At 70.9% G+C, this 19,829-nt stretch carries 36 protein-coding genes; 1 reads left to right on the top strand and 35 read right to left on the bottom strand.

Going from position 1 to position 19,829, the window contains the following annotated elements:
• Window positions 1–32 precede the first annotated feature (32 nt).
• The 31 genes from ACZ6S8_RS21670 to ACZ6S8_RS21520 all read right to left on the bottom strand — a co-directional run bounded on the left by ACZ6S8_RS21670 (window position 33) and on the right by ACZ6S8_RS21520 (window position 17,203).
• Window positions 33–293, bottom strand: coding sequence for a hypothetical protein (locus ACZ6S8_RS21670; protein ID WP_469458084.1), 261 nt, complete (start codon window positions 291–293; stop codon window positions 33–35).
• A 131-nt stretch (window positions 294–424) separates the two neighbouring features.
• A complete protein-coding gene (locus tag ACZ6S8_RS21665; RefSeq protein ID WP_469458083.1) occupies window positions 425–775 on the bottom strand; it encodes a hypothetical protein in 351 nt (116 codons plus the stop codon).
• A gap of 107 nt (window positions 776–882) precedes the next feature.
• Window positions 883–1,434 carry a phage tail tube protein gene (locus tag ACZ6S8_RS21660; RefSeq protein WP_469458082.1) on the bottom strand — a complete coding sequence of 184 codons (552 nt, stop codon included), beginning with the start codon at window positions 1,432–1,434 and terminating at the stop codon, window positions 883–885.
• Window positions 1,434–1,691 carry a hypothetical protein gene (locus tag ACZ6S8_RS21655; RefSeq protein ID WP_469458080.1) on the bottom strand — a complete coding sequence of 86 codons (258 nt, stop codon included), beginning with the start codon at window positions 1,689–1,691 and terminating at the stop codon, window positions 1,434–1,436. Before ACZ6S8_RS21655 ends, ACZ6S8_RS21660 begins: the two co-directional genes overlap by 1 nt.
• Entirely contained in the window at window positions 1,688–1,921 is a 234-nt protein-coding gene (locus tag ACZ6S8_RS21650; protein WP_469458079.1) for a hypothetical protein, read from the bottom strand. Before ACZ6S8_RS21650 ends, ACZ6S8_RS21655 begins: the two co-directional genes overlap by 4 nt.
• On the bottom strand, window positions 1,918–2,214 hold the full coding sequence (locus tag ACZ6S8_RS21645) for a hypothetical protein (protein WP_469458078.1): 297 nt from the start codon (window positions 2,212–2,214) through the stop codon (window positions 1,918–1,920). The genes ACZ6S8_RS21650 and ACZ6S8_RS21645 overlap by 4 nt, the downstream gene beginning before the upstream one ends.
• Window positions 2,215–2,315: 101 nt before the next feature.
• Entirely contained in the window at window positions 2,316–2,582 is a 267-nt protein-coding gene (locus tag ACZ6S8_RS21640) for a hypothetical protein (protein WP_469458077.1), read from the bottom strand.
• A gap of 5 nt (window positions 2,583–2,587) precedes the next feature.
• On the bottom strand, window positions 2,588–2,947 hold the full coding sequence (locus tag ACZ6S8_RS21635) for a head-tail adaptor protein (RefSeq protein WP_469458075.1): 360 nt from the start codon (window positions 2,945–2,947) through the stop codon (window positions 2,588–2,590).
• The gene (locus ACZ6S8_RS21630; protein WP_469458073.1) at window positions 2,938–3,354 is read right to left on the bottom strand and encodes a hypothetical protein; all 417 of its coding nucleotides are present in this window, start codon (window positions 3,352–3,354) and stop codon (window positions 2,938–2,940) included. Before ACZ6S8_RS21630 ends, ACZ6S8_RS21635 begins: the two co-directional genes overlap by 10 nt.
• Window positions 3,355–3,357: 3 nt before the next feature.
• Window positions 3,358–3,666 (bottom strand): hypothetical protein, encoded by a 309-nt coding sequence (locus ACZ6S8_RS21625; RefSeq protein ID WP_469458072.1) that lies wholly within the window; start codon window positions 3,664–3,666, stop codon window positions 3,358–3,360.
• Window positions 3,663–4,709 carry a major capsid protein gene (locus tag ACZ6S8_RS21620; RefSeq protein ID WP_469458070.1) on the bottom strand — a complete coding sequence of 349 codons (1,047 nt, stop codon included), beginning with the start codon at window positions 4,707–4,709 and terminating at the stop codon, window positions 3,663–3,665. Before ACZ6S8_RS21620 ends, ACZ6S8_RS21625 begins: the two co-directional genes overlap by 4 nt.
• Before the next feature lie 15 nt (window positions 4,710–4,724).
• Window positions 4,725–5,120, bottom strand: a complete 396-nt coding sequence (locus tag ACZ6S8_RS21615; protein WP_469458069.1) for a head decoration protein — start codon at window positions 5,118–5,120, stop codon at window positions 4,725–4,727.
• 22 nt (window positions 5,121–5,142) lie between these two features.
• The gene (locus ACZ6S8_RS21610) at window positions 5,143–5,889 is read right to left on the bottom strand and encodes a hypothetical protein (RefSeq protein ID WP_469458067.1); all 747 of its coding nucleotides are present in this window, start codon (window positions 5,887–5,889) and stop codon (window positions 5,143–5,145) included.
• 57 nt (window positions 5,890–5,946) lie between these two features.
• Window positions 5,947–6,753: a hypothetical protein gene (locus tag ACZ6S8_RS21605; protein ID WP_469458066.1), complete on the bottom strand. Its 807-nt coding sequence runs from the start codon at window positions 6,751–6,753 to the stop codon at window positions 5,947–5,949.
• Window positions 6,746–8,188 carry a phage portal protein gene (locus tag ACZ6S8_RS21600; protein ID WP_469458064.1) on the bottom strand — a complete coding sequence of 481 codons (1,443 nt, stop codon included), beginning with the start codon at window positions 8,186–8,188 and terminating at the stop codon, window positions 6,746–6,748. The genes ACZ6S8_RS21605 and ACZ6S8_RS21600 overlap by 8 nt, the downstream gene beginning before the upstream one ends.
• 25 nt (window positions 8,189–8,213) lie before the next feature.
• The gene (locus tag ACZ6S8_RS21595) at window positions 8,214–9,866 is read right to left on the bottom strand and encodes a terminase (RefSeq protein WP_469458063.1); all 1,653 of its coding nucleotides are present in this window, start codon (window positions 9,864–9,866) and stop codon (window positions 8,214–8,216) included.
• 14 nt (window positions 9,867–9,880) lie between these two features.
• Window positions 9,881–10,369 carry a phage terminase small subunit gene (locus ACZ6S8_RS21590; RefSeq protein WP_469458061.1) on the bottom strand — a complete coding sequence of 163 codons (489 nt, stop codon included), beginning with the start codon at window positions 10,367–10,369 and terminating at the stop codon, window positions 9,881–9,883.
• Window positions 10,369–10,689, bottom strand: coding sequence for a hypothetical protein (locus tag ACZ6S8_RS21585; RefSeq protein WP_469458060.1), 321 nt, complete (start codon window positions 10,687–10,689; stop codon window positions 10,369–10,371). The genes ACZ6S8_RS21590 and ACZ6S8_RS21585 overlap by 1 nt, the downstream gene beginning before the upstream one ends.
• Window positions 10,689–10,925, bottom strand: a complete 237-nt coding sequence (locus ACZ6S8_RS21580) for a hypothetical protein (RefSeq protein ID WP_469458058.1) — start codon at window positions 10,923–10,925, stop codon at window positions 10,689–10,691. The genes ACZ6S8_RS21585 and ACZ6S8_RS21580 overlap by 1 nt, the downstream gene beginning before the upstream one ends.
• Before the next feature lie 110 nt (window positions 10,926–11,035).
• Window positions 11,036–11,617 (bottom strand): DNA primase, encoded by a 582-nt coding sequence (locus ACZ6S8_RS21575; protein ID WP_469458057.1) that lies wholly within the window; start codon window positions 11,615–11,617, stop codon window positions 11,036–11,038.
• Window positions 11,618–11,889: 272 nt separating this feature from the next.
• Window positions 11,890–12,213, bottom strand: coding sequence for an HNH endonuclease (locus tag ACZ6S8_RS21570; RefSeq protein ID WP_469458055.1), 324 nt, complete (start codon window positions 12,211–12,213; stop codon window positions 11,890–11,892).
• On the bottom strand, window positions 12,210–12,470 hold the full coding sequence (locus tag ACZ6S8_RS21565) for a hypothetical protein (protein WP_469458053.1): 261 nt from the start codon (window positions 12,468–12,470) through the stop codon (window positions 12,210–12,212). The genes ACZ6S8_RS21570 and ACZ6S8_RS21565 overlap by 4 nt, the downstream gene beginning before the upstream one ends.
• 24 nt (window positions 12,471–12,494) lie before the next feature.
• The gene (locus tag ACZ6S8_RS21560; protein WP_469458051.1) at window positions 12,495–12,737 is read right to left on the bottom strand and encodes a hypothetical protein; all 243 of its coding nucleotides are present in this window, start codon (window positions 12,735–12,737) and stop codon (window positions 12,495–12,497) included.
• 335 nt (window positions 12,738–13,072) lie between these two features.
• The gene (locus ACZ6S8_RS21555; RefSeq protein ID WP_469458049.1) at window positions 13,073–13,291 is read right to left on the bottom strand and encodes a hypothetical protein; all 219 of its coding nucleotides are present in this window, start codon (window positions 13,289–13,291) and stop codon (window positions 13,073–13,075) included.
• Between the two features lie 194 nt (window positions 13,292–13,485).
• Window positions 13,486–13,644 (bottom strand): hypothetical protein, encoded by a 159-nt coding sequence (locus tag ACZ6S8_RS21550; RefSeq protein WP_469458048.1) that lies wholly within the window; start codon window positions 13,642–13,644, stop codon window positions 13,486–13,488.
• Between the two features lie 12 nt (window positions 13,645–13,656).
• Window positions 13,657–14,424, bottom strand: coding sequence for a hypothetical protein (locus ACZ6S8_RS21545; RefSeq protein WP_469458047.1), 768 nt, complete (start codon window positions 14,422–14,424; stop codon window positions 13,657–13,659).
• Complete coding sequence (locus ACZ6S8_RS21540; protein ID WP_469458045.1) at window positions 14,421–15,002, bottom strand: hypothetical protein; 582 nt, start codon at window positions 15,000–15,002, stop codon at window positions 14,421–14,423. The genes ACZ6S8_RS21545 and ACZ6S8_RS21540 overlap by 4 nt, the downstream gene beginning before the upstream one ends.
• Window positions 14,999–15,565 carry a hypothetical protein gene (locus ACZ6S8_RS21535; RefSeq protein ID WP_469458043.1) on the bottom strand — a complete coding sequence of 189 codons (567 nt, stop codon included), beginning with the start codon at window positions 15,563–15,565 and terminating at the stop codon, window positions 14,999–15,001. Before ACZ6S8_RS21535 ends, ACZ6S8_RS21540 begins: the two co-directional genes overlap by 4 nt.
• Window positions 15,565–16,539, bottom strand: a complete 975-nt coding sequence (locus ACZ6S8_RS21530; RefSeq protein WP_469458041.1) for a hypothetical protein — start codon at window positions 16,537–16,539, stop codon at window positions 15,565–15,567. The genes ACZ6S8_RS21535 and ACZ6S8_RS21530 overlap by 1 nt, the downstream gene beginning before the upstream one ends.
• Window positions 16,540–16,688: 149 nt before the next feature.
• Window positions 16,689–16,880, bottom strand: a complete 192-nt coding sequence (locus tag ACZ6S8_RS21525) for a hypothetical protein (RefSeq protein ID WP_469458040.1) — start codon at window positions 16,878–16,880, stop codon at window positions 16,689–16,691.
• Entirely contained in the window at window positions 16,880–17,203 is a 324-nt protein-coding gene (locus tag ACZ6S8_RS21520) for a hypothetical protein (RefSeq protein WP_469458038.1), read from the bottom strand. Before ACZ6S8_RS21520 ends, ACZ6S8_RS21525 begins: the two co-directional genes overlap by 1 nt.
• A 231-nt stretch (window positions 17,204–17,434) precedes the next feature.
• Between ACZ6S8_RS21520 and ACZ6S8_RS21515 the strand changes: the two genes are divergently transcribed.
• Window positions 17,435–17,704, top strand: a complete 270-nt coding sequence (locus ACZ6S8_RS21515) for a hypothetical protein (RefSeq protein ID WP_469458036.1) — start codon at window positions 17,435–17,437, stop codon at window positions 17,702–17,704.
• 52 nt (window positions 17,705–17,756) lie between these two features.
• On the opposite strand, the gene ACZ6S8_RS21510 is transcribed toward ACZ6S8_RS21515, so the two are convergent.
• The 4 genes from ACZ6S8_RS21510 to ACZ6S8_RS21495 all read right to left on the bottom strand — a co-directional run bounded on the left by ACZ6S8_RS21510 (window position 17,757) and on the right by ACZ6S8_RS21495 (window position 19,829).
• The gene (locus ACZ6S8_RS21510; RefSeq protein ID WP_469458034.1) at window positions 17,757–18,596 is read right to left on the bottom strand and encodes a hypothetical protein; all 840 of its coding nucleotides are present in this window, start codon (window positions 18,594–18,596) and stop codon (window positions 17,757–17,759) included.
• A gap of 203 nt (window positions 18,597–18,799) precedes the next feature.
• Window positions 18,800–19,210: a hypothetical protein gene (locus ACZ6S8_RS21505; protein ID WP_469458032.1), complete on the bottom strand. Its 411-nt coding sequence runs from the start codon at window positions 19,208–19,210 to the stop codon at window positions 18,800–18,802.
• Entirely contained in the window at window positions 19,207–19,404 is a 198-nt protein-coding gene (locus ACZ6S8_RS21500) for a hypothetical protein (protein ID WP_469458031.1), read from the bottom strand. Before ACZ6S8_RS21500 ends, ACZ6S8_RS21505 begins: the two co-directional genes overlap by 4 nt.
• Complete coding sequence (locus tag ACZ6S8_RS21495) at window positions 19,401–19,829, bottom strand: hypothetical protein (RefSeq protein ID WP_469458030.1); 429 nt, start codon at window positions 19,827–19,829, stop codon at window positions 19,401–19,403. The genes ACZ6S8_RS21500 and ACZ6S8_RS21495 overlap by 4 nt, the downstream gene beginning before the upstream one ends.

The following is a 19,829-nucleotide window of genomic DNA, read 5'->3' as shown; positions in this document are numbered from 1 at the left end:
ACCGCCCTTCCGGATGGTTGGGCGGCGCGCGTCTACGCGGCGCGGGCTCTCATGCGTTCACGGTGGTCGAGCAGATCGTTCGCGGTGATCTGCTTCCGCTCTGGTTTCCGCCGGCCGGGACGGTCGTACGGCTCCGGTGGCGGGGACTGCTCATGCCGCTTCAGACCGGAGTTGGCGCGCTGCCAGTTCGCGGCGTGCAATGCCTCGATCGCGTCGGCCTGCAGGTGCTCGGCCAGCCCCCACAGTCCGTCCTGGTCGCCGAGGGCGATCCTGGTCCGGGCCGTGCCGGGCATCTGCCGGATGAGGACGGCGAGCTCGCGCCAGGTGAGTCGTGCTCGGCCGCTGGCGTCCTGCGCAAACAGGTCTGAGAGGCGAACGCCGTAGTGCTGGCGTAGGTCGGCCTCGACGGCCTCGCCGTGCTCCCTCAGGAGTCCGACGAGGCCTCCGATTCCCCCGACTGCATGCCGCAGTGCTGGTGGTAGGCATCAAAGAGCTTGTCGACCTTGTACTGGGGAAGGCCGACCTTCTTGAACTCCTCCCACTCCTCTGCGCCGAGCGCCTCACGGAACGCGGAGACCATGGCCGCGGCGTCGCCGAGTTTGGCGGCTGCCATCAGCGGCATGATGTCGAGGGCCTGGAGGTGGGCGAACGTCCAGCGGCGGCGGTTGTGCTGGAACACGAACGGGGTCAGCTCAACTTCGGACTGGACGGCGTCGAGGTTGAAGTCGAACGGCTTGTCGTCCGGCCGGCGAGCGGCAGTCTTCTTCGTCGTCATGGGCGCGGGTCTCCTTCACGTGCTCGCGCGGGTCGGCAGGGTGTGGCGGCGGACGGTCCGGACCCGCGCAGATCGGACCGCCCGCCGGTCGGTGGGCCTCGCCCGGGTTACGGGACGATGGCCTGCGGGTCGTCGGTGATGTCGATGTACAGGACGTCCGTGCTGGACGGGTAGACCGTGATGGTCAGCTCGTACGCGGTCAGCTCGGAGTCCGAGAGGGTGACCTCGCCGACCTCGGTGACCTCCCCCTTGGGGATCAGGCGGCGCTTGGTGATGATGCCGTCCTTCAGCTCCAGCAGGAACGCCCTCGGGTCTGTCTTGGGGATCTTGATGGTGCGGGTGGTGATCCCGGTCGCGGTGATCGCGGTCGAGTTCGGGTTGACGAGCCCGAATACGACGAGGTTGTCCTCGAGACACGTGACCTTGATGGTCCGCTTGTGCTTGCTCTTGGTGGTGCGGACGAGCTTGCCGCCCCACGCGTAGTGGTCGCTGGAGTCCTGGTCGCGGCTCTCGGATGCCCCGTCCTCGGACAGCAGCCCGGCCGCCTTCCACGCGGCGGCCAGCGCCGTGGCGACGTCGGTCGGGGCGGTGCTGCCCACGGGCGCCACGTAGAAGTCGGCGCCTTCCCAGAGCCTCGGGTTGTCGGTGTTGCCGGCCATCAGTTCTCACCTCCGGTCCTGCTGCGGGCGCCCTGCTTCGGCGGCTGGGCGGGGATGACTGGCTCGGGCATGCCGGAGGTGTTCGTCGCCGGGGCGGCGTCCGGGGTGAGTGTGTCGCCGTCCTCGTAGTCGGCGCGGCGGACCACGCCGTCTTTGAGGAGCTGGCGGGCCTCGTCGTCGGGGAGATCAGCGGTCTCGTCCGGGGCTCGTACGGTGCCATCCGCAGTGGTCTGCGGGTAGGCGAAGGTCACCCTCATTGCTTCTCCAGTTCAGGTTCGGGTTCCGGGTCGAGCTGGTTGACCAGGTCGAGCCGCTCGGCGAGGACGGTGAATCGGACGGTGGGCACAGCGTCCGGGGTGATCGCCCCGATCTCGATCTCGTCGTCCGCGATGAGGTAGGCGAACTCCACGTCGTCGATGTACACGTGGGCGTTGGGCCCGTGCCGCTCGACGCGGATGGTCTTCGCCAGACGGGGGGTGTCGCTCACAAGGCGTCTCCTCGCAGGGTCACGTCGAAGGTGAAGGCGTACCGGGCTTGACCGGACGCAGCATCGGGCAGCCACTGCGGGCCGCCGACAGCCGGGCGGGCCAGGACCGTTCCGCCGTAGGGGCCGCGTGCTGCGCCCAGCAGGGCCCGGCACAGCTGCATCAGGTCGTGGGCGCCCGCCTCGTCAGCGCCCCAGCAGTGCACGTCCAGCCGCGGCCGGTCGGTGACCGGCGAGTGGAGCGGGCCGCCGATCCGCTCGACCCGCACGAAGCGAGCCGGGCGGGGCGACGGCACACGGGATCCGACCGGCGCCGTGTCCCCGCGGGCCACAAGCCTGGCGCGGAGGTATCCGGTGACCACAGCCACCGCGTCCGGCATGAGGACCGGCGGGGCGCTCACCCCGAGCCCGCTTCCAGGCCGCGCAGCAGGGCCCGCCGGGAGTCCTCCGGGGCGGACGTGGCGTAGTCCCCGATGACCGCGCCGCGGACACGCTGGCCCGCGTCGCTGAGGTCGGTACGGAACTGCCCGTGGTCCGGCCCGGCCGCGGCCTCCGCGGCTCCCTCGACGTCCTGCACCTTGCGGGCGATCAGCTCGCGGGTGCCGGCCGACTTCAGGAACCCGGCGATCGCGGACCGGTTCGGAATGATGCGGGTCTCGGGCATCGCCATCACCCCTCTACGGTCTTGAGCCTGATCTCGTAGTGGTGGAGCTCGGACGGCTCCCAGGCCGGGCCGGGCGGCCCGATCACCTCGAAGAGGGCGCCGTTCCAGTGCACGCGGTCCCGGCCGTGCACCGTCAGATCAGCCCCGTCGGTGGCGTACGGGTTGCAGATCAGCAGCCACTCGCCGATCTGCGCGTCCCGCTGGTCGGTGTCTTCCGCGCCGGTGTTCTGCTGCATCCACGCCCGGACCTCCACCCGCGTGGACGCAGCCCAGTCGGGGGTCTGGTTGCCGTACCGGTCGGCGACCGTGCCCGGCTGCTCGACCTCGACGAGGTGCGGAAGCAGCTCCTCACCGATCACAGCCATCGCCCTTTCGGCCAGCAGCCGTACGGGTCATCCCGCCAGCCCGGGAGCCCTTGGTCGACCATGCCGACCGTGAACGCGCCGTCGGCGTCCGGGTCGGTGCTGTCGGGGGGCTGGAGCTGGCCGATCTCCTCGTCGGTGACGTACAGGCCACCGTTCTCCCCGAGGGTCTCCGAGTACTGGCCGATGGTGCGCTGCCGGTACCCGCCGCCGTTGGCGATGACGCGGCGGGTGACGGCCACCGCGATCGCCCGCGTGGTCCCCGTGTCGGGGGTGTAGCCGGCGGGGATGTGGCGGCGCATCAGCGCGGACGCGTCGTCGAGGTACGCCTCGACCTGCTCCCGCTTCCGGTCGGACAGGACCACGTCGGCACGGGCCTCGTAGTCCTCCACCGTCGCGAACGCCGCCACCGCCTACTCCTCCCGCTCCCGCTCGATCACGCCGCGGTCTTCGAGGTCGGCGATGATCTGCTCCCGGGTCCGGTCCTCGTCGACGCCGAGCCCGTTCGCGCCGGCGTAGGCCGCCCACGCGTCCCGGCCGGAGCCGCGTCCGGATCGCGGCGGTGCGCCCTGCCCGCCGTCGTCTTCGGGCAGCTCCCGGTCCTCAGCGTTCTTCTCCCACGCGTGCTCGCCGATGCGGGCCGCGACCTTGGCCGGGACCTTGTCGTCCGGGCCGTACACCTCGCCGTCGATGTGGACGTATGCGATCAGCCGTCGGCTCATGCCAGCACCTGCGCCTTGAACGTGAGGTTCGGCTCGCGCAGGACCGGGATGCCGATGGCCGCGGCGTGCGTCCACAGGCGGACCGGGTCCTTGGTCTTCCACATGCCGGCCACGACGCCGGGCTGGTCGCCGCCCTGGAGCGCGTAGTCCTCCTCCAGGGACTCGGCAGTCGTCCCGAGGAGGGTCGCGCCGAGGTCGGTGGGCTGCCCCGCGGTGGTGGAACCCGGCTCCGGGAGCAGCGCGATCGCGTTGGCCGGGGTGATGCGGGTCGCGACGCCGTCGACCTTGACGCGTGCGTCGTACAGCTCGATCTCCGGGAGGCCCAGCGAGCGGAGCACTCCGGACACCTGGTCGTTGGTGGCCATGGGTGCGGTGCCGGCGGGGGCCAGCGGGTACACCTGCCGGATGACTTGCTCGCACTGCGTCATGTGCTGCAGCACGGCCTTCGGCATGAGGATCACGCCCGGGGTCTCCCCGTTGGTGTCCTCGTAGGTCTGCGTCCACGCCTGCAGGTCAGTCAGCGGGGTGGCCGTCGCGTGGACCGACCACAGGACTGCCGCCGTCACTGAGTGGGTGCCGGTCCGTCCGAAGTCGACGGTCTGCTTCAGTTCCGTGATCGGCACGCTCGCGTTGACGAGCGCGGCGCCGCGGGCGACCTCGAACCGGGCGCCGATGTTGCGGGCCAGGCGGGCCGCGTCGCGGGCGATGAACGGCAGCGCCTGCTCGCGGTCGAGCTGTCGCAGCCGCAGCCGGTCGTACTCGTTGAGCGGGATCTTCTCGCTGATCGGGGGCAGCTCGCCCATGACCTTCGACAGGCCCTCGCGGCGGCCGATCTTCGACTCGGTGTCCCAGGCCCGGTACGACGCGGCCTCGGCGAGGCCACCGCCGCCCTTGAGGAACTCGAAGGTGATGTCGTCGACCTGCACGTTCGGCAGCCATCGCGACAGGGTGAACCGGTTGACCTGCTGGTCGGCGAGTGCCGCCCGGATCAGGCCGGTCAGCTGTGCGGGCTCGATGAATTCGGTGTCCAGTACCCAGCTCATCTAGATCAACTCCTTTCAGACGAACCGGATGGAACCGGCGACTTCGGCCTTACCTGCGGCGTCCACGCCGTGGCCGGTGGGCAGGCGGGACTCGCGGACCTTGCCGTGGGTGAGCATCGCGGCGGCCGGGTCCAGGGTGTTGACCGTCGGGGCCGGGACAGCGGCGAACAGGAAGCCGACCATCGTCTGGCGTCCGTCGCTCGCCCCGTTGTCGTACGGGCCGTACTTGCCGCCGGTCGTGATCTGCCCGAGGGCGATGCCGGACTTGAAGAAGCCGTCCGGGTAGTGGGTGCCGGCCGTGAACAGGCTGGTGTCGAGCACCACCGTCTCGGTCGCCTGCGTGCCGTGTTCGGATCCGAGCCACGACTGGTCGTCGCCCGAAAAGTTCTGGGTCTTGATGGTGAGTTCCATGGTGTGATCCCCTCCGAGATCGTCAGGTCTTGGTACCGCCGAGCAGCTGCTTGTACAGCTCGGCGCCGTCGGCGACGGTCGAGCCGCCGCCCTTTCCACCGTCCGTACGCCGGCGGGTGCCCTGGAAGCCCCCGCCCGCGGGCCGACGGCGGCGGCGCGTGTCGCGCTCGTCCTGCTCGTCGTCCTCGTCCTTGTCGGACCTCTTCGGGGCCAGCCGGTCCACGAGTTCGCCGATGGCGTCCTCGTCGACGTCGCCGTCCTCGTTGACGTACTTCTTCAGGTTCACGTCGTCCGCGACGTCCTTGGCGTTGTCCATCCGCCCGGACGCCGCCGCAAGGAACGCGGCGCGGGCGACGCGGACACCGGACTTCACGCGCTCTTCGGCGCGGGCCGCGGCGACGGCCTCGTCGACCTTCTTGTCGAGGTCACTCATGCCATCGCGCTTGATCCGCGCCAGCTCTTTCGCCGCTTCCGCGTTCGCGCGGGCCCTCGCCTCGTGCTTCTTGGACAGGGCCTTGTGCTTCTCCGCCTCGGCCTTGTAGTCCGTCTTGTCGTCGCCCTGGCCGTCGTCGCCACCGTCGTCCTTGTCGGAGTCGCCAGCGCCGTCGTCGTCCTGGTCGCCGCCGTCGTCGCCGTCGCCGTCAGGGGCGCCGCCGAGGACCGGCCAGATCGGGTACAGCTCGCCCTGGGTCTCGCCGGGGCGGGCCTTGCGCCAGCCGAGAGCGGTCTGCCCGGTACGGGCGTGGCGGGGCAGCGTGCGCAGGGGCATGGTGATGTCTCCCGTGTCGGGGTGGTGTTCGGGTGCGCGCCGTGTCGGCGCCGCACGTCACGCGGCCGGAATGTCGTCGGGGCCGGTGAAGTTCTGGCGGCGGACGGCCAGCAGGGGGCCGATCTCGCCGTGCTCGCGGGTGATAATGATCTGCCGGTAGTCGGGGGCGCGGCCGCCGCGGTCGGACTCGCCGATGTCCCGGGCGATCGCGTCGTGGGCATCCTTGAGCAGGCCCTCGTCGATAACCTGCCCGGGGTCCCGGTCGCCCACGAGCGGCACCGGCTTGCAGTGGCAGCCGGGATGGATCGGCATCAGGTTCTCCACCCGGTACCGCTGCGTCGACGCGATCACACACAGGGCACAGGTGCCGTTGGTCTTCTTGAGCTGCCGGCGGAAGAACCTGACCCCGCCCCGCTTCAACGACTGCTGCGCGGCGTGTGTGCGGGCCATCTGCAGGTCGGTCTCGGTGATGGACAGCAGCCGAGTCCGTCCCTGCCCGCGGGCATCTACGAAGTCCTTCCCGGCCGACAGGGCCGTCCACGTCTGCACGAACGGCCGCCGGTAGACCTCCTCCGGCGGAGTACCGCGCAGCGCCTCGGCGAGCTGTACGCCGGCCGGGGCCGCGGCCTGCCCGGTCATGTCGGCGATCAGCGCGGTCAGGTAGGCGTCGGTGACGGCGCCCATCTGCTGCTGCGTCGCCAGGACGACCGGGACCACGCGGGCGATGAACTCGGCGGCCGCCGCGTCGCGGTAACTGCCGAGCCCGTCGAACGCGGCCAGAACGAAGGTCAGCAGCCGGTCCCGCAGGCCGCCGGTGAGCAGGTCGTAGCGCTCGGCGAGCGCGGCCTGCAGCGCCTCACCCATCGAGCGCCCCGCCCGGCCCGGCACCCTCGTCGGGCAGGTTGCCCGCGGTCGGCGCCGCTCCCGGTGCTGGGAGCAGCGCGGCGGCGAGCAGGGCCTGCGACGCGGCCCCCGCGGTGATGCGCCGGACCCGTGACGGGGTCTCGCCCATCTCCTCGGCGATGACGTCCAGCGGGTAGCCGATGGACTTCAGCTTGGTTGCGGCGTCGGCCTTGATGGCGAGGCTGACGTGCGCTGGGTTCGCCCAGCGGACTTCCGCCTCGGTGTAGTCCTCGGGGACGCCGGCCTGGGCTGCGGCGAGGCTCATGACGTCCTCGAAGGCTTCGCCGAAGCTGGCAATGTGCTCGCGGATTTTTGCCACGTGCAGGATGTCCAGCGCGTTGATGGTGTCCGCGCTGATGTTGACTAGGTCACCGGCGTAGTAGTAAGCGGGGGTCTGCGACAGGATCAGCATGTCCCTGACGTCGCTGGCGTGTTCCTTGAGGAAGCCCGACAGCTCGGTCGCCTCGAGCTGCCCGAACTGCGCCTCCGGGTTTTCCGACACCCAGATGTTGCCCGGGCCCGGAACGAACGGCTGCTCGACCGTGACCAGGCCGGTGGCCGCGTCGACCTTCTTGGCGAACTTGTGGCCCTTGATCCACGGCTGCCGGAAGCCCGAGTAGCGGGACGCGGACATGCGGTTCAGGACGCCCAGGTTCAGACGGTCTTGGAGATCCATCACCACAGCGAATTCGGGGACGGGGTCCTCGCCCAGGTCCGGGGTCCGGGCGAACTCGATCAGCTGGAGCATCCCCAGGTCGTGCGGCTCGCCGTTGTCGCTGGCGCCGATGTACTGCCACGAGTCCGGCCCCCACGGCAACCGGGTGCCGCACCGCTCCTTCGTCCGGTACGGGAACCGAGTGTCGTCGTACAGCACCCACGCGTACCCGTACCCGTCGATCTCGTTGCGGATGGCCTTCAGGCCCACGTACGGCTCGCCGGTCTCCGGGTCGTACTCGACGATGCACTCGCGCGGATGCTCCGGCGTGATCAGCGGCGAGGGCCGGCCGTTGTCCTCCACCTTCGTGGGGTGCGGGCCGACCATCATGTAGCCCGTGGACTGCGACATCGCGGACCGGAACACAAGCTTCTGCCGCGAGTCCATCCGGTTCGCCTGCCACCAGCGGGACGCCTGGTCGTCCGGCTCCCCGTCCGGGCCGGTCACCCCGAGAGCGCAGAGCCGGTGCACGGACGCGTTAGAGATGAGCTGGCAGACGTTCGTACGCGCCTTCCGCTGGAAGTCGATGAACGCCGCCTGCACGTTGGCCGGCAGCTGCGGCAGCGGCGGCTCGCCGCTGTAGTACCGCCACCACTCGTCCAGCTGTCCCTGCCGCTTGCGCAGCTTGCGGCCGAGCCGCAGCAGCCACCAGTCCGGGGTGTCCGGGGTCTCGTCGAGCACGCCGTGCCCCCTTTCCCGGAGCTCGTCAGAACGTGAAGCCGCCCATGGCCTCTTCCTCAACCGCGACACCGGCCGCGACCGCGTCGAGGCGGCACTGCCAGGCGAGGACGGCCGCGATGATCGCGTCGATCTTGTTTGCGGAGTCCGGGTGCTCCTTCATGATCTGGATCCCGGACCGGGTCTTGCGGCGCCGCGCGTTCAGCGCATGCCGTGTCAGGACCGAGGACCCGTCGTAGGTCAACTCGCCCTCGACGACCGCGGTGTGGAACTTCTCCAGCGCCCGCACGATCAGCGTGCTGCGGCCGCCGGTCATCCACCATTCGACCGGGTGGTTCCGGGTGGCCTGGACCTTGAGCCGCGGCCCGAACGCGGCCTCCCAGTCAGCGACGTGGGACTCCCACTTCGCGGGGTCCGCGTAGAAGCCGACGACGTCGTACTTCTCGAACGTCTCGGTGACCTCCGCGAGGACCTCGACCACGGGGACCTGCCAGTCCTTCGCCTTCAGCGGTGCCTCCCACACCCGGATCGTGAAGACGTGCCCGTCGGAGAGGCGGCACCCGATCAGCGCGGTCGCGTCCGTGACGCCGCGAGTCCGCTTCCGCGACCCGTCGAAACCCAGCGTGATCCGGTCCCCGGGCTCGACCTCCTTGCCGAGGTCGGACACGGCCCGCATCTCCGGCTCGGACAGCCAGCTGTCCGACGCGTGGGTGATCTGGTTGAGGTAGTCGGCGCGCAGGTCCTGCACGTCGTTGCTGGTGTCGTAGAAGTCGGCGGTGAGCCGCTCGATCGGCGACCACCCGGGCGCGCACGGGGGGTCGTGCAGCACGCAGCCGTCGGGGTGGTTGGAGCTGTCGCCGTACGCGTACCGCAGGCCCGCGATGAGGGACTCCTCGTCGTCTAGGTCGGTGTCCCCGGGCGCCTCGCGGTGGTCCACCAGGATGCCCGTGCCGCGGGAGCGGCCGTCGAGGATGGCCTGGTAGTCCGCGGCGGACTGCTCGGCCACCGAGCCCTCGCCGGGGGTGAACGCGTTCGGCGTCTCGATGAGGCTGCCGCCGAGTTTGCCCGCGTTGAACCGCATCGTCTTCGCGAGCCGGACGCCGCCGTTGCCGACCTTCCACTCTTCCGTCTGGTCCATGATCGCGAAGCAGGCCGGGTTGCCCTTGGTGCTTGCGGCGCTGGACGTGATCGGTTCAATCTTCCCGCGCGGCAGGTACACCACCGTGTCGAGCGCCTCAACGCCGTAGTCCTCGGCCAGACTCCCGCCGCGCGCCATCTCCAGCAGCGGCAGCCACGAGTTCTCCGTCTGCTGCTCCGACACCGCAGCCAACTGGATCAGCGGCGTCCGCAGCGACGACCACGGCCGGCCCACCGGCTCCCCGTACGCGTCGTACCCGTCCGCGACCACGTCCGCGCAAGCCTCGGTCAACGCGATCGCGGACAGGAACGGGCTCTTGCCCCAACCTCGGGAGCGAGACAGGACCCCGCGCCGGATCAGCCGCTTCCCCGTCACCGGGTGCAGCTCGTAGTACCGGCACAGAAACTCGGCCTGTTCCATCGTCGGGATGAACGGGGCGTACTCGTCCAGGCCCGGCTGTGCCAGGTGGCCGATCATCCAGTCGAGCGCGTACCAGCCCAGCGTCGGCAGCTCGCCCTCGTACTCAGGCCCCCGCCACGGCACGACGGCTCCCTGAGCTACTCACCGGCGGCCGGGCTGGCCTTCCCGCCCGGCATCATCCGCAGCTGCCCGTACTGCTCTCGCGCCGAGGTACCGCCCGAGCGACCCCGGCCGCCGTCGGCCCCGTCCGCGTCGGCGAACACCATCCGCAGACGGGCCCGGTCCGCGGGGGTCGCACCGAACGCTGCCACACGCAGCCGCAGCTCACCCGCGACCGAGAGGTCGCCGCCCCACAGCCGAGCGTGGATCAGCGCGGTGTCGAGCAAGTACTCCCAGTCCGTGGTGCCCAGGTGATCAGCCTGGGGGCTGTCGATCCAGGTCTGCCACCACTCCCGGGTTCTCTCCGGCCACGTGAACTCAACGAGGTCGCCGTCCTTCTCGACCCGGAAGTCGGGCAGGTCGGGCGCCTCCGCATGCTCCCAGCGCAGCACGGTCTGCGGCACCGCATCCTTGTTGCGGCGCGACCGCCGGTCGTTCGGCTTCGGCGCCGGTCCGGTTCCGCCCATCAGCCCAACACCTCCGTAGCCCGGTCTCGAGCCTCAGCGACCTGCTCGTTGAACTTGCTCAGGTCGGCCTCGACTCGAAGCCTCACCGGGTACCCGTCCGGCCCGATCGACACCTCGTTCGCCGGGATCTCGATCGTGTCGGGGGTGACGATCACACCCCGCGCCCCGATCCGGTCAGCCAAGGACTGCCAGTAGTCCACCGGAGCCTCGCCCATGCCCTGGGCAACGCGTTGCGGCATGCACTCGTCGACGACAAGAACGAACGGCGCCCGCTCGTCGTCGGCGCCCTCGGGCAGTTCCAGAATCTGAAGGCGTGCCATCAGTGAACCGCCTCAGCGTCGACGTCCTGTACGTCCGGGGCCCGGTCGGCCGCGTCATACGTGGCTTCGAACACGTCTGGCTTGCACGGATAAAACTCTCCCTGCACACCCCGGATGATCCAGTCGCCGTACTCGAACGACACCCACGTGTTGTGCAGCCGGTCATACACGCGGAACACGCGGTTGACGTCGTCGAGCGCGACCAGGTTGTCCGCGAAAGCGCGAAGATCGGCCATACACATGTCCTCGGTCCACTGAACCGCTGAGACCAAGATGGGCCGCTTCCGAAATGCCGGCATAGCTGTACCTCCCGTGTCGGGTGCGCGGCAGCGACCCGTGTCGGGCGCTACAGCAGTGCGTCAATCACGTGTTGCAGGTCCCCGAGACGCTGCGGCGTGTCGCCGTACGTCCGCCCCGTGACCGCGATGAACCGGCCGTCCCCGTACAGCTCGACCGAGCCGGGGCCGACCGTGATGCGCCTGCCGTGCGACAGGTCGCCATACCCCCAGATGTGCAGCCCGCGCCCGGAGCGAGAGACTTCCACCCAGGTGCCGGCCGCCGCGTCCACGATCTGCTGCGCCCAGCCCGCGAGTTCACCGTCCGCGGTGAGGCAGTGGTCGAGGTCGAGGCAGACGATGCCGTCGCCGTTCAGGACGAAGCCAAGGCCGACGCCGACGGAGCTCGCGGCTGCGTCGCCATGCCGGGACCATGTGGACGGGTCCGTGCTCGACGCAACGGCACGGCCCACGGTCAGCGGGACCTTGCGTGCGGTGTGCCGCACCCAGCGGGGACGGGTGGTCAGCTCGGCCGGGACTGTCCGGCGCGCCCTGCAGGCGGCGGTGCGGCAGCGTCCCGAGCAGTACTGCGCATGAGCTCGCGCGGTGAGCGGCATCGGGCCGGAGCAGTGGACGCAGGGGCGGTTGACCATGCCCTCCATCATACCCCCGCTGTAACGGTTATGGGGCTCTGACCAGGCAATACGCTCCGTAATCCCCTTGCGTGAAGAGCCAGGAAGCCCCCAGAACGGCCGACCCACCCAGGGGTCGAATCACCCCAGGCCACCCGCGATCGCCTGCCACACGCACGTCCACACTGCACCAAGGGGCCAGGATCCCCAGACCCGTACACAACGCGAGCCGCAGCACCTCCCGGGCTCCCGGAGGGGGCGGGGGTGGGAGTCACCCCCCAGGTCACGGAGAGTCACACATTTCCATGATCGGGTTTGACCATCCCGGGATGACGCTCAGGCGGCCGGCGGATCGTCTCGCGCCAGCGGGCCGCGTTGCCTTCCCTGCTGCTCTTGATCGCGTGGTGGTGCTCGCAGAGGGCTTGGAGGTTCGAGGGCCGATGGTCGTTGCCCGGCTTGATGTGGTCGACCTGGTTGGCGTGGTGTCCGCAGACTGGTCCGTCCTCGTCCCATCGGCAGCGGTAGCTGTCGCGCTGGAGGACGAAGGGCCGCAGCTCGCTGTACCAGTTGGGCGGTAGCTCATCGCGGCGTGTGCTATCTGTCCATCCGCTGCTCACGACTGCTGGTCCTGGTCGTCGTCGGGGTCGGGGCAGGTGTCGGGCTCGGGGTCTGCGCGCTCGGTGGTGCTGTCGAGGCTGACGCCTTGGAGGTCGTGGGTGAAGCCGAAGGGTGAGGGTGGGGGTGGGGTGGGGTCTTGTGGGGTGGGGGGTAGTGCGGCGAGGAGGTGGAGGGCGGTCGCTTCGAGCTGGGTGAGGGGGGTGCCTTCGGCTTGGATGTCGATGTGGCGGGCGCCGTCGGAGATGCGGATGCGCATGGCGCCTCCTGCCGGATTCGGTTCCTACAGGTGCCGCGCGGCGATGATGTCGGGGTCTTGGTCGACGATGACCCGTGCCTTGTGACGGATGTCGCCAGGGAGGGCATCGAACGCCGACTGGTAGCCGTGGCGGTCGACGCGTCCCTTGATGTCGTCGGGCATGGCTGCGCGTACAGAGGGGGGCATGGCGTCGAGCAGGTCTCGCATGGTGATGGCCGCGATCAGTAGTTCGGCGGCAGCGTCGACCAGTGGGTCGCGATCGGTCATGGGCTCATGGTGTCACGGCGGTTGCCGCCCGGGGCCCTCAGCCCGGGCGGCTTTCCCTGTGTCCACCCGCCCCGGGTGGTCTGGGTACGCGAAAGGCCCCCGCCTGTTGGTGGGGGCCTTGCATCTGTTTGTGTCCGGGCACGCCGGAGATGGGCCAAGCATGGACGATCAGCGCGGCTTTGGCAACCGCCACGGGAGAGCCCCGCCGGGCGGGGGTGCGCGCGGCGGGGCTCTGGTGGCGTCACGCCCTCCGATGGGAGACGCCTGTGCGGGGTGGCACGTGGTCACGCTACGCCCGGTGTGGCCGGTATGGCACCCCTCGTGCGTGGCTGGATTTACGTGCGATCGGCCGGGCTTGGGTCCGGGGTGTGTGTGCTGCTCGTGTCGACTTCTACGTTGATCTTCTGGAGCTTGCCGCTGAAGGTGACGCCTGCTCCTACAACTTCGGCGCCGGTGGCACCAGACCGCATGGCGGCTTGTACGAACGCGGCGAGCTGGTCGAGGGTGAGGCCCTGCTTCTTCGGGGCGGCGTGCTCGATCTTCTGGGTGGCCATGCGGTTCATCATCGCTGCTGCGGTGCGGGCGGGGGCGGGGTCTGCGGCTTCTGGGCGGCCTGCTGTGACTGCTCGTTGCGACGACGAAGCTGGTCGAGGCTGATGGTCTGCTGCATGATGGCGGTTCCTGTCTCTCGTGAGGTGACGGGGTCCGGGGCGGCCGGTCAGCTGCCAGGCGGCGGCCGCCCCGGGGTTCAGCAGTCCTGGTTGTCGTCGGTCTCGGTGACGCTGAGACCCGGGTGGTACTTCCGGACGCGGGCAATGCGCTCTGCGGCGAAGTCCGCCGCGTTGGTGGCGAACTCGTCGAGGAAGGTGCCGTCGGCGTCCTCGACGCGGTAGCGGATGAAGTTCATGGGGCTGCCCTTTCAGACGGTGTACGCGCGCTGCTCGGCGAGGTCGGTCACGGTGACCTGGGCCCCTCCTGCGGAGCGGGTGACTCGGATGTTGTTGTTGTTGTTGTCGTCCTGACCTGCGCCAACAACGACCCCTGCCCCTTCCGGAGAGGGGGAGGAGAGGGGCGGGATGTCCGCCTCCTTCACGCCGGTGCTGGTGCCGCGGCCCTGCATGCGGACGTCGGAGATGGGGATGCCGGCCTCGGCGATGACCCGCCGGACGGTGCCGGCCGGGGCCTTCAACCGCTCCTCGATCGCGGCCAGGTGGACGTGGGGCGTGCCCAGCTTCCGGGCGGCCGCGAGGACGTCGTCGAGCCTCGGTCCGGGCGGGTGGTCCTTGGCCAGCGACACGGGGTCCGGCTCGGCCGTGGGCTCCGGCTCCTCGGCTGCGGCCGGTGTCGGGCGGGGCTTCCAGTCCGGGTGTCCGGCCCGCCACGCGGCGATGATCCACAGGGCGAGCGCGGGCCACAGCAGCCACGCCGAGGCCTCGATCCGGCGGGCGGCGGCGGCCGCGACCGAGACGCCGACCTTGCGGAGGATCCAGGCCGCGGCGAGGAGCACGCACAGCCGCACGGCCCAGGCGAGGCCGGTTGCGTCGGACAGCCACGCCATGGTGCGCTGCCAGGTGCTGCGGATCCAGGCGGTGATCCGGCGGGTGAGGTGGCCGGTGAGGCGCTTCGAGCCGAGGGTGAGGCGGGCGGCCGCGGCGTGGGCCCAGGCGCGGGACGTCGGGGCGGTCACAGGAACGCCCCCGTGACGATCGAGCCGAGGAGCTGGGCGCCGATCTCGTTGACGGTGGGGATGACGAGGGTGCCGAGGTAGGCGAACACCCCGGTTCCGATCGTGAGGAGGCAGCCGACCCATACGCCGCGCTTGAACTTCCGGCGAGCTTCGGCGGAAACCTTCTTACGCAAGGCCCACAGGGTGAGGGTCAGGGCGGTGACGATGAGGGCGCCCTCCCAGGTGAGGGTGGGCGCGGACGCGGTCGCGACTGTGCCTGCGCTCTGCCCGGTAAAGAAGCTCATGACGAAGCCGCCAGCGGTGTTACCACCCCAACGGAGCATGCCGCCGATGATGCCGAGGGCTCCGGCCGGGCAGCCGACCATGATGACGCCGTAGGCGATCCCGAACCAGGTGGGAATCAGGGCCTTGATGTCCTTGCCGGTGGCGCCTCCCCCGGCTGCTGCTGCTGCGCCGCCACTGCCCTTCCACCAGGTGTAGTGGTCAACGGCGAGGAGGCTGAGGCCGACGGCGAGGCCGGCGCCGGTAAGGGCCGTGGTGCTGAACTGGCCGAAGGCTGCTGCGGCGAGGGTGTTCACGGGCGGACTCCGGTGAGGACGTAGACGAGGGTGGTCGCGGGGAGGGTGGTGGCGGTGGCGATCAGTACGGCGTAGAGGAGGATCCGGGCGCGGATCGCGCGGAGCTTCGGCGCCCACAGCTCGGGCAGCGCGTGCTCGGCTTCGACGCGGCGGCCATTGTCGAGGAGGGCGAGGACGGCCAGCGGGATCGCGGCGAGCGTCCAGGCCCCGGCGAGGCCCTGGCTGTCGCGGACTTCAGCGAGGATCCAGGCGAGCGGGGCGGAAACGGGGCCGGCGCAGAGGAGACAGCCGGCGTTGTAGCCCCAGCGGATCCGCCGCCACCATGCGGGTGGTTCGGGTTCGGGGGCGGCCCACGACAGGGTGACGTGGACGTCGATCGGCCCGGGCGGTGGCGGGGGCGGCGTGTACGGCGGGGCTGGCGGGCGGGGTGCGGGCGGTGGGGGCTGGTGCCGCCACCAGTCGTCGGGGAGTGCCGCGCGCGGCGGGCCCGGGGGGTCCGGTGGCGGAGGAGGGAGCGGGGCGCCGGGCGGGATGATCCGGCCGGAGAGCGGGGCGCCGGTCATCAGTTGTAGCCCTCCCCGCCCTTGCCGACGTCGGCCGCGGTCTTGTTGCGGGACAGGACGGTGCGAACGTAGGGCGCATCAACCTGCAGCCCCGTGATGCGCCGCACCCGCTCCACCACGTCGGCGGGCCTCGCCTTGGGGCCGAGCGCGGTCGCCGCGTCGAGGATCGCCTGACTCTTGTTGAGGGGCGATACCGGCCTGACCAGCGGCGCATCATGACGCGCGTCAGGCGTATCGTCGCGCTCCACGGTGATGCGGGCGGGCGTATCGCCGAGGACCAGGGCGACCTGGACCGCGGTGACGTGGACGCCGTACGAGGTGAGTTCGGCCGCGAGGTCGGCCGGTGAGGTGTTCGGTTTCGCGGAGTGCGCCAGGCGGATGGCGTCAGCCGGGTCCATGCCGGCGAAGTGGCTACGGAGGACCGCTGATGCGCTGTGACGCGCGGTCTGATGCGGGGGTGATGCGGGTGATGCGCTGCTGGTCACGTGGTGGATGGCCCGCTTCTTGGTGGCCGACCATGCGTCTTCGGTCGCGAGGAGCCAGCCCCACATGCCGTACCGCGGGAGGGTGACGGGCGTGTCTCCTGCTGCGGCGCGGTGCCGGGCGCGGACGCCGGACCAGGCGAGGCCGGTGATCAGGAGGAGGGCGATGGTGGGGGTGGCGAAGAGGAGGAGGGCGCCGATGCCGCCCTCGATGTGCTGGGCGTGGATGCGGTTGAGGTAGACGGAGACGCCTGCCATGCCGAGGGTGGCGAGGTGCGGGCCGAGGGCGGAGCGTCGTTCCTGGACGGCTTGCCCGGCGAGGTAGAGGGCGGCGATCGCGGTGCCGTCGTAGACGGCGGCGGTGAGGATGGCGAGGCCGCGGGGGACGCCGTAGATGTTGTGGGCGACGACGTAGAGGGACCAGCCGGTGATGCCGGCGGCGGCTCCGCCGATGAGGGCGAGGCTGGCCCACCAGATGATGCGGGTGCGCACGGGGGTGCTCCAGGGCGTGGTGGGCCGGTCCCCCGCGGGTGGGCAGCGGAAGACCGGCCGGTCGGGGTGCGGTCAGGCGAAGTGGCGGCCGACGATGTAAGCCAGCAGGACCAGCGGCCAGACCATGGCGAGGATGTAGAGGGCGCGCATCAGGGCCTCCCCTCGGGCTGCTCGGTGTTGGCGGCCGCGGTCTCGAACGCGACGCGGGCGTACTCCCGGTAGTGGCCGAGGCTGGGGCGGGACGGGTGCTCGGGGTCGGCGGCGATGACGGCGGCCTTGCGGGCGAGGCCCTCGGCGCGGTGCTGCTCCTCGAAGGCGTACGCGGGTGCAATGTCCGGCATCAGACCGTCCCCCCGCCGAGGAGGTCCATGCGGATCCGGGCGGCGTACTCGCCTCGGGTCTGGCCGGGGTACGGCTCGGGCATTGCGTCCCAGAGGAGCTGGAACAGGCGGTCGGCTTGCGCGTCCCAGTCGTAGATCTGGACGGCCCATCCGCGGGCGATGGCGCGGAGGTTCTCGACGGTGACCTCGCTGGCGGGGTCGCGGTCGCCGCACTTGGTGCTGAGGTGGGTGGCGGCGTGTGCGAGTCCGGCGCGTACCGGGTTGTCGGCAGTGGCGCGGCGGAGGCCTTCTTCGGCCTGGCTGCGGTAGGTACGGTGTCCCATGGCTGTCCATTCCTGTTCACGCAGGTGGATGGCTGGCCCCGGCCATGTGGCGTTCACGCGCCGGCCGGGGTCTTGTCGTTGAGCACGGACCCGGAGCGGGCCCGCATCACCAAGCTAGACCCTAGGGTCTAGTGAATGCAAGACCCTAGGGTCTAGCATGGTGCGCAGCCGCACTCCCGAAGGCAGGAAGGGACGCGGATGGCGGATCAACCCGAGGAGGTGCGGAGGCTGGTGGAAGCCATCGAAGCGCTGGAGGCCATCGAGGACGACGCTGCGGCAGCGCGAGCGGCCACGCAGGTTCTCGACGACTGGCCGGACTATCACGCCCAGCTCCGGGAGCTCCGCCAGCGCCGGGTCCTCGCGCTCCGCGCGCAGGGCAAGACGTGGGCGCAGATCGCCGACGAGGCGCTTGGCGGCGTGCACCCGACGCGGGCGCAGCAGATCGCGCAGGGCAAGCGGGGAACCAAGCGGCCTGAGGCGAAGAAGCCGGCCGCCGAATAGCGGCGTGCCTGAGCCCCCGGTCCTGGCGGATCGGGGGCTCTGTGCTGCCGTCCTACGCTGCGGCGGTGGCGCGGACGACGATGCCGTCCGAGGTCCAGGTGCGGCCGCAGCTGTGGCAGGCCGCGCTCGGGTCGAGGCCGGCGCCCGCGGTCATGATGAGGCTGCCGGTCTTGCAGGCCGGGCACGGCCGGTCGAGCGTCTGCCGCTGTTCGAGGAGGCCGAGCGCGATCCGGATTCGGTCGGCGGTGCCTCCGGCGATCAGTGCGATTCGTTCGTGCTGGGCGAGGGTGAGCGGCCGGAACGGGCCGTCTTCCTCGGTGACGCGCGCGTACAGCCAGCCTGCGGCGTACTCGACGGTGCGGAGTCCGACATACCGCCAGCGCCGGGGGTCGGCCTGCTCGCGGTCGGCCTGCTCGTTGCGCCGGTCGCGGTCGGCGGGGGTCCAGCCGCGAGCCTCCCAGTCCGCGGGGGCGTGGCTGATCGCAGGCCGGGTGATCTGCGGGGCGATCTCGTCGGCGAGGCCCACGAGGAACCGTTCGACGATGCGGGCGGTGTCCATGACGCGGAGGCTGAGGGGGGCGCGGGTTTCGCCGAGCTGGTGCGGGTCGCGGTCTTCGCGCACGGGGTGGGTGCAGCCGTCGCCGACGTGGTCGCAGGCGGTGCATTCGTACCAGACGCCGCCGGCGGGGTGTTCGGTGCGGCGCAGGCGCTGCTCGTGGGTGCCGCGGAGCGCAGCGACTTCTGCGGCGTCGGCTGCGTCGAGGTGCCGGAGGAGGTCGGCCTTGCCTGAGGGCGGCCAGGTGGTGGGGGTGTGCTGGTCGAGTGCGGCGTCGAGATAGGGCCAGAGGATGCTGATGGTGGCGAGGTGGAGGGCGGCGGGGCTGGTGGTCATCGTGTGCTCCGTGGGTGCGGGCGGGTACGGTGATCGCACCGGGGGCGCGTCCGGCCTGGGGAGGTCTTTGGGCGCGCCCCTCGCGCATGCTCAGGCCGGGAAGTCGGTGACGACGCGGAACAGGTGCATGACGGTGCTGATCGCCACGCCGAGGGATAGGACCACGGCGGTCCGGAGGCGCATGGTGATCGTTCTGGGCTGGTTCACGGGGCGGTCTCCTCAATGGCGTCGAGTACGCGGACGGCGTCCTTGTAGCGCAGCTCCTCGGCAGCCGCCCGAGTGCGGGCGAGCGCGGCGCGGGCGACGTCGCGGTCCCGCTCGATCTGCCCGAGGGATCCGACGGCCTGCTCGGCCCTCACGGCCCGCAGCCACAGCTCGCGCAGGGCGTCCGGCGTGAGTCCGTCGAGACGGGGCTGCTGCTCGCTGTCCGCGTCGTCGTCGGTCTGCGGCCAGCGCGGGCGGATGCCGGTGGCGGAGTGGATGAAGCGGACGGCTTCGACGGCGAGGGCTTCGAAGACGGTGAAGCTGATGCCCTCGGGCGGGTCGTCGGGGTGCTTGCGGGCCTCGCCGGCCAGGACGTAGGCGAGTTGCTGGGTGAAGTCGTCGGGGATCACGGTCGGGGCTCCTGGGAGTCGTTGGGCGGGCAGCTGGGGCAGTCCGCGCCAGCGCCGTCGCGGTGGGTGGGGTGGCCGTCGTTGTCGAGGAGCAGGGCGGCGGCCCGGTCGTGGATGGCCTGCCTGACGGCGGCGGCTCCGAAGGTGAGGGCGATGATCGTGCAGGCGACGGCGACGATGGCGACGGTACTCACGTGCTGGCCTCCTTCGGTTCGGGGCCGGGGCAGATGAACGGGTAGTCAGGGTTGGTGCCGGAACAGGCGGGGCAGTCCTCCGCGTTCGCGCGGTCGCCGATGTGGACGGCGGGCGAGGCGGGCTCCTTCGGTGGGTCGAGGGCTTCGCGGAGTAGCCGGAGGGTCCAGCTGGCGCCGACGGAGAACCGGTCGGCCCGGTCCTCGTCGCGGTCGACGGTGGGTAGTGCGGCGATGCGGTCGAGCTCGGTGCGGACCCGTTCGATGGCGGCCTCGGCCGTCTCGGCGCGTTCGTACAGGGCTACGAGCTCGCGGTCGCTGAGCTGGTCGAGGAGCTTCCGGCCGGGCGGCGTCTGCTCGCGGGCGGCGTTGTAGTGCTCGGCCCAGGCGTGCGGGCCGACGGACGTCTCGGGCTGCTGCTCGGTCAC

It is taken from the genome of Streptomyces sp. NPDC048461, assembly GCF_055587105.1.
The sequence above is the reverse complement of the archived record's forward strand: the minus strand, read 5'-3'. Positions and strand labels throughout refer to the sequence as shown.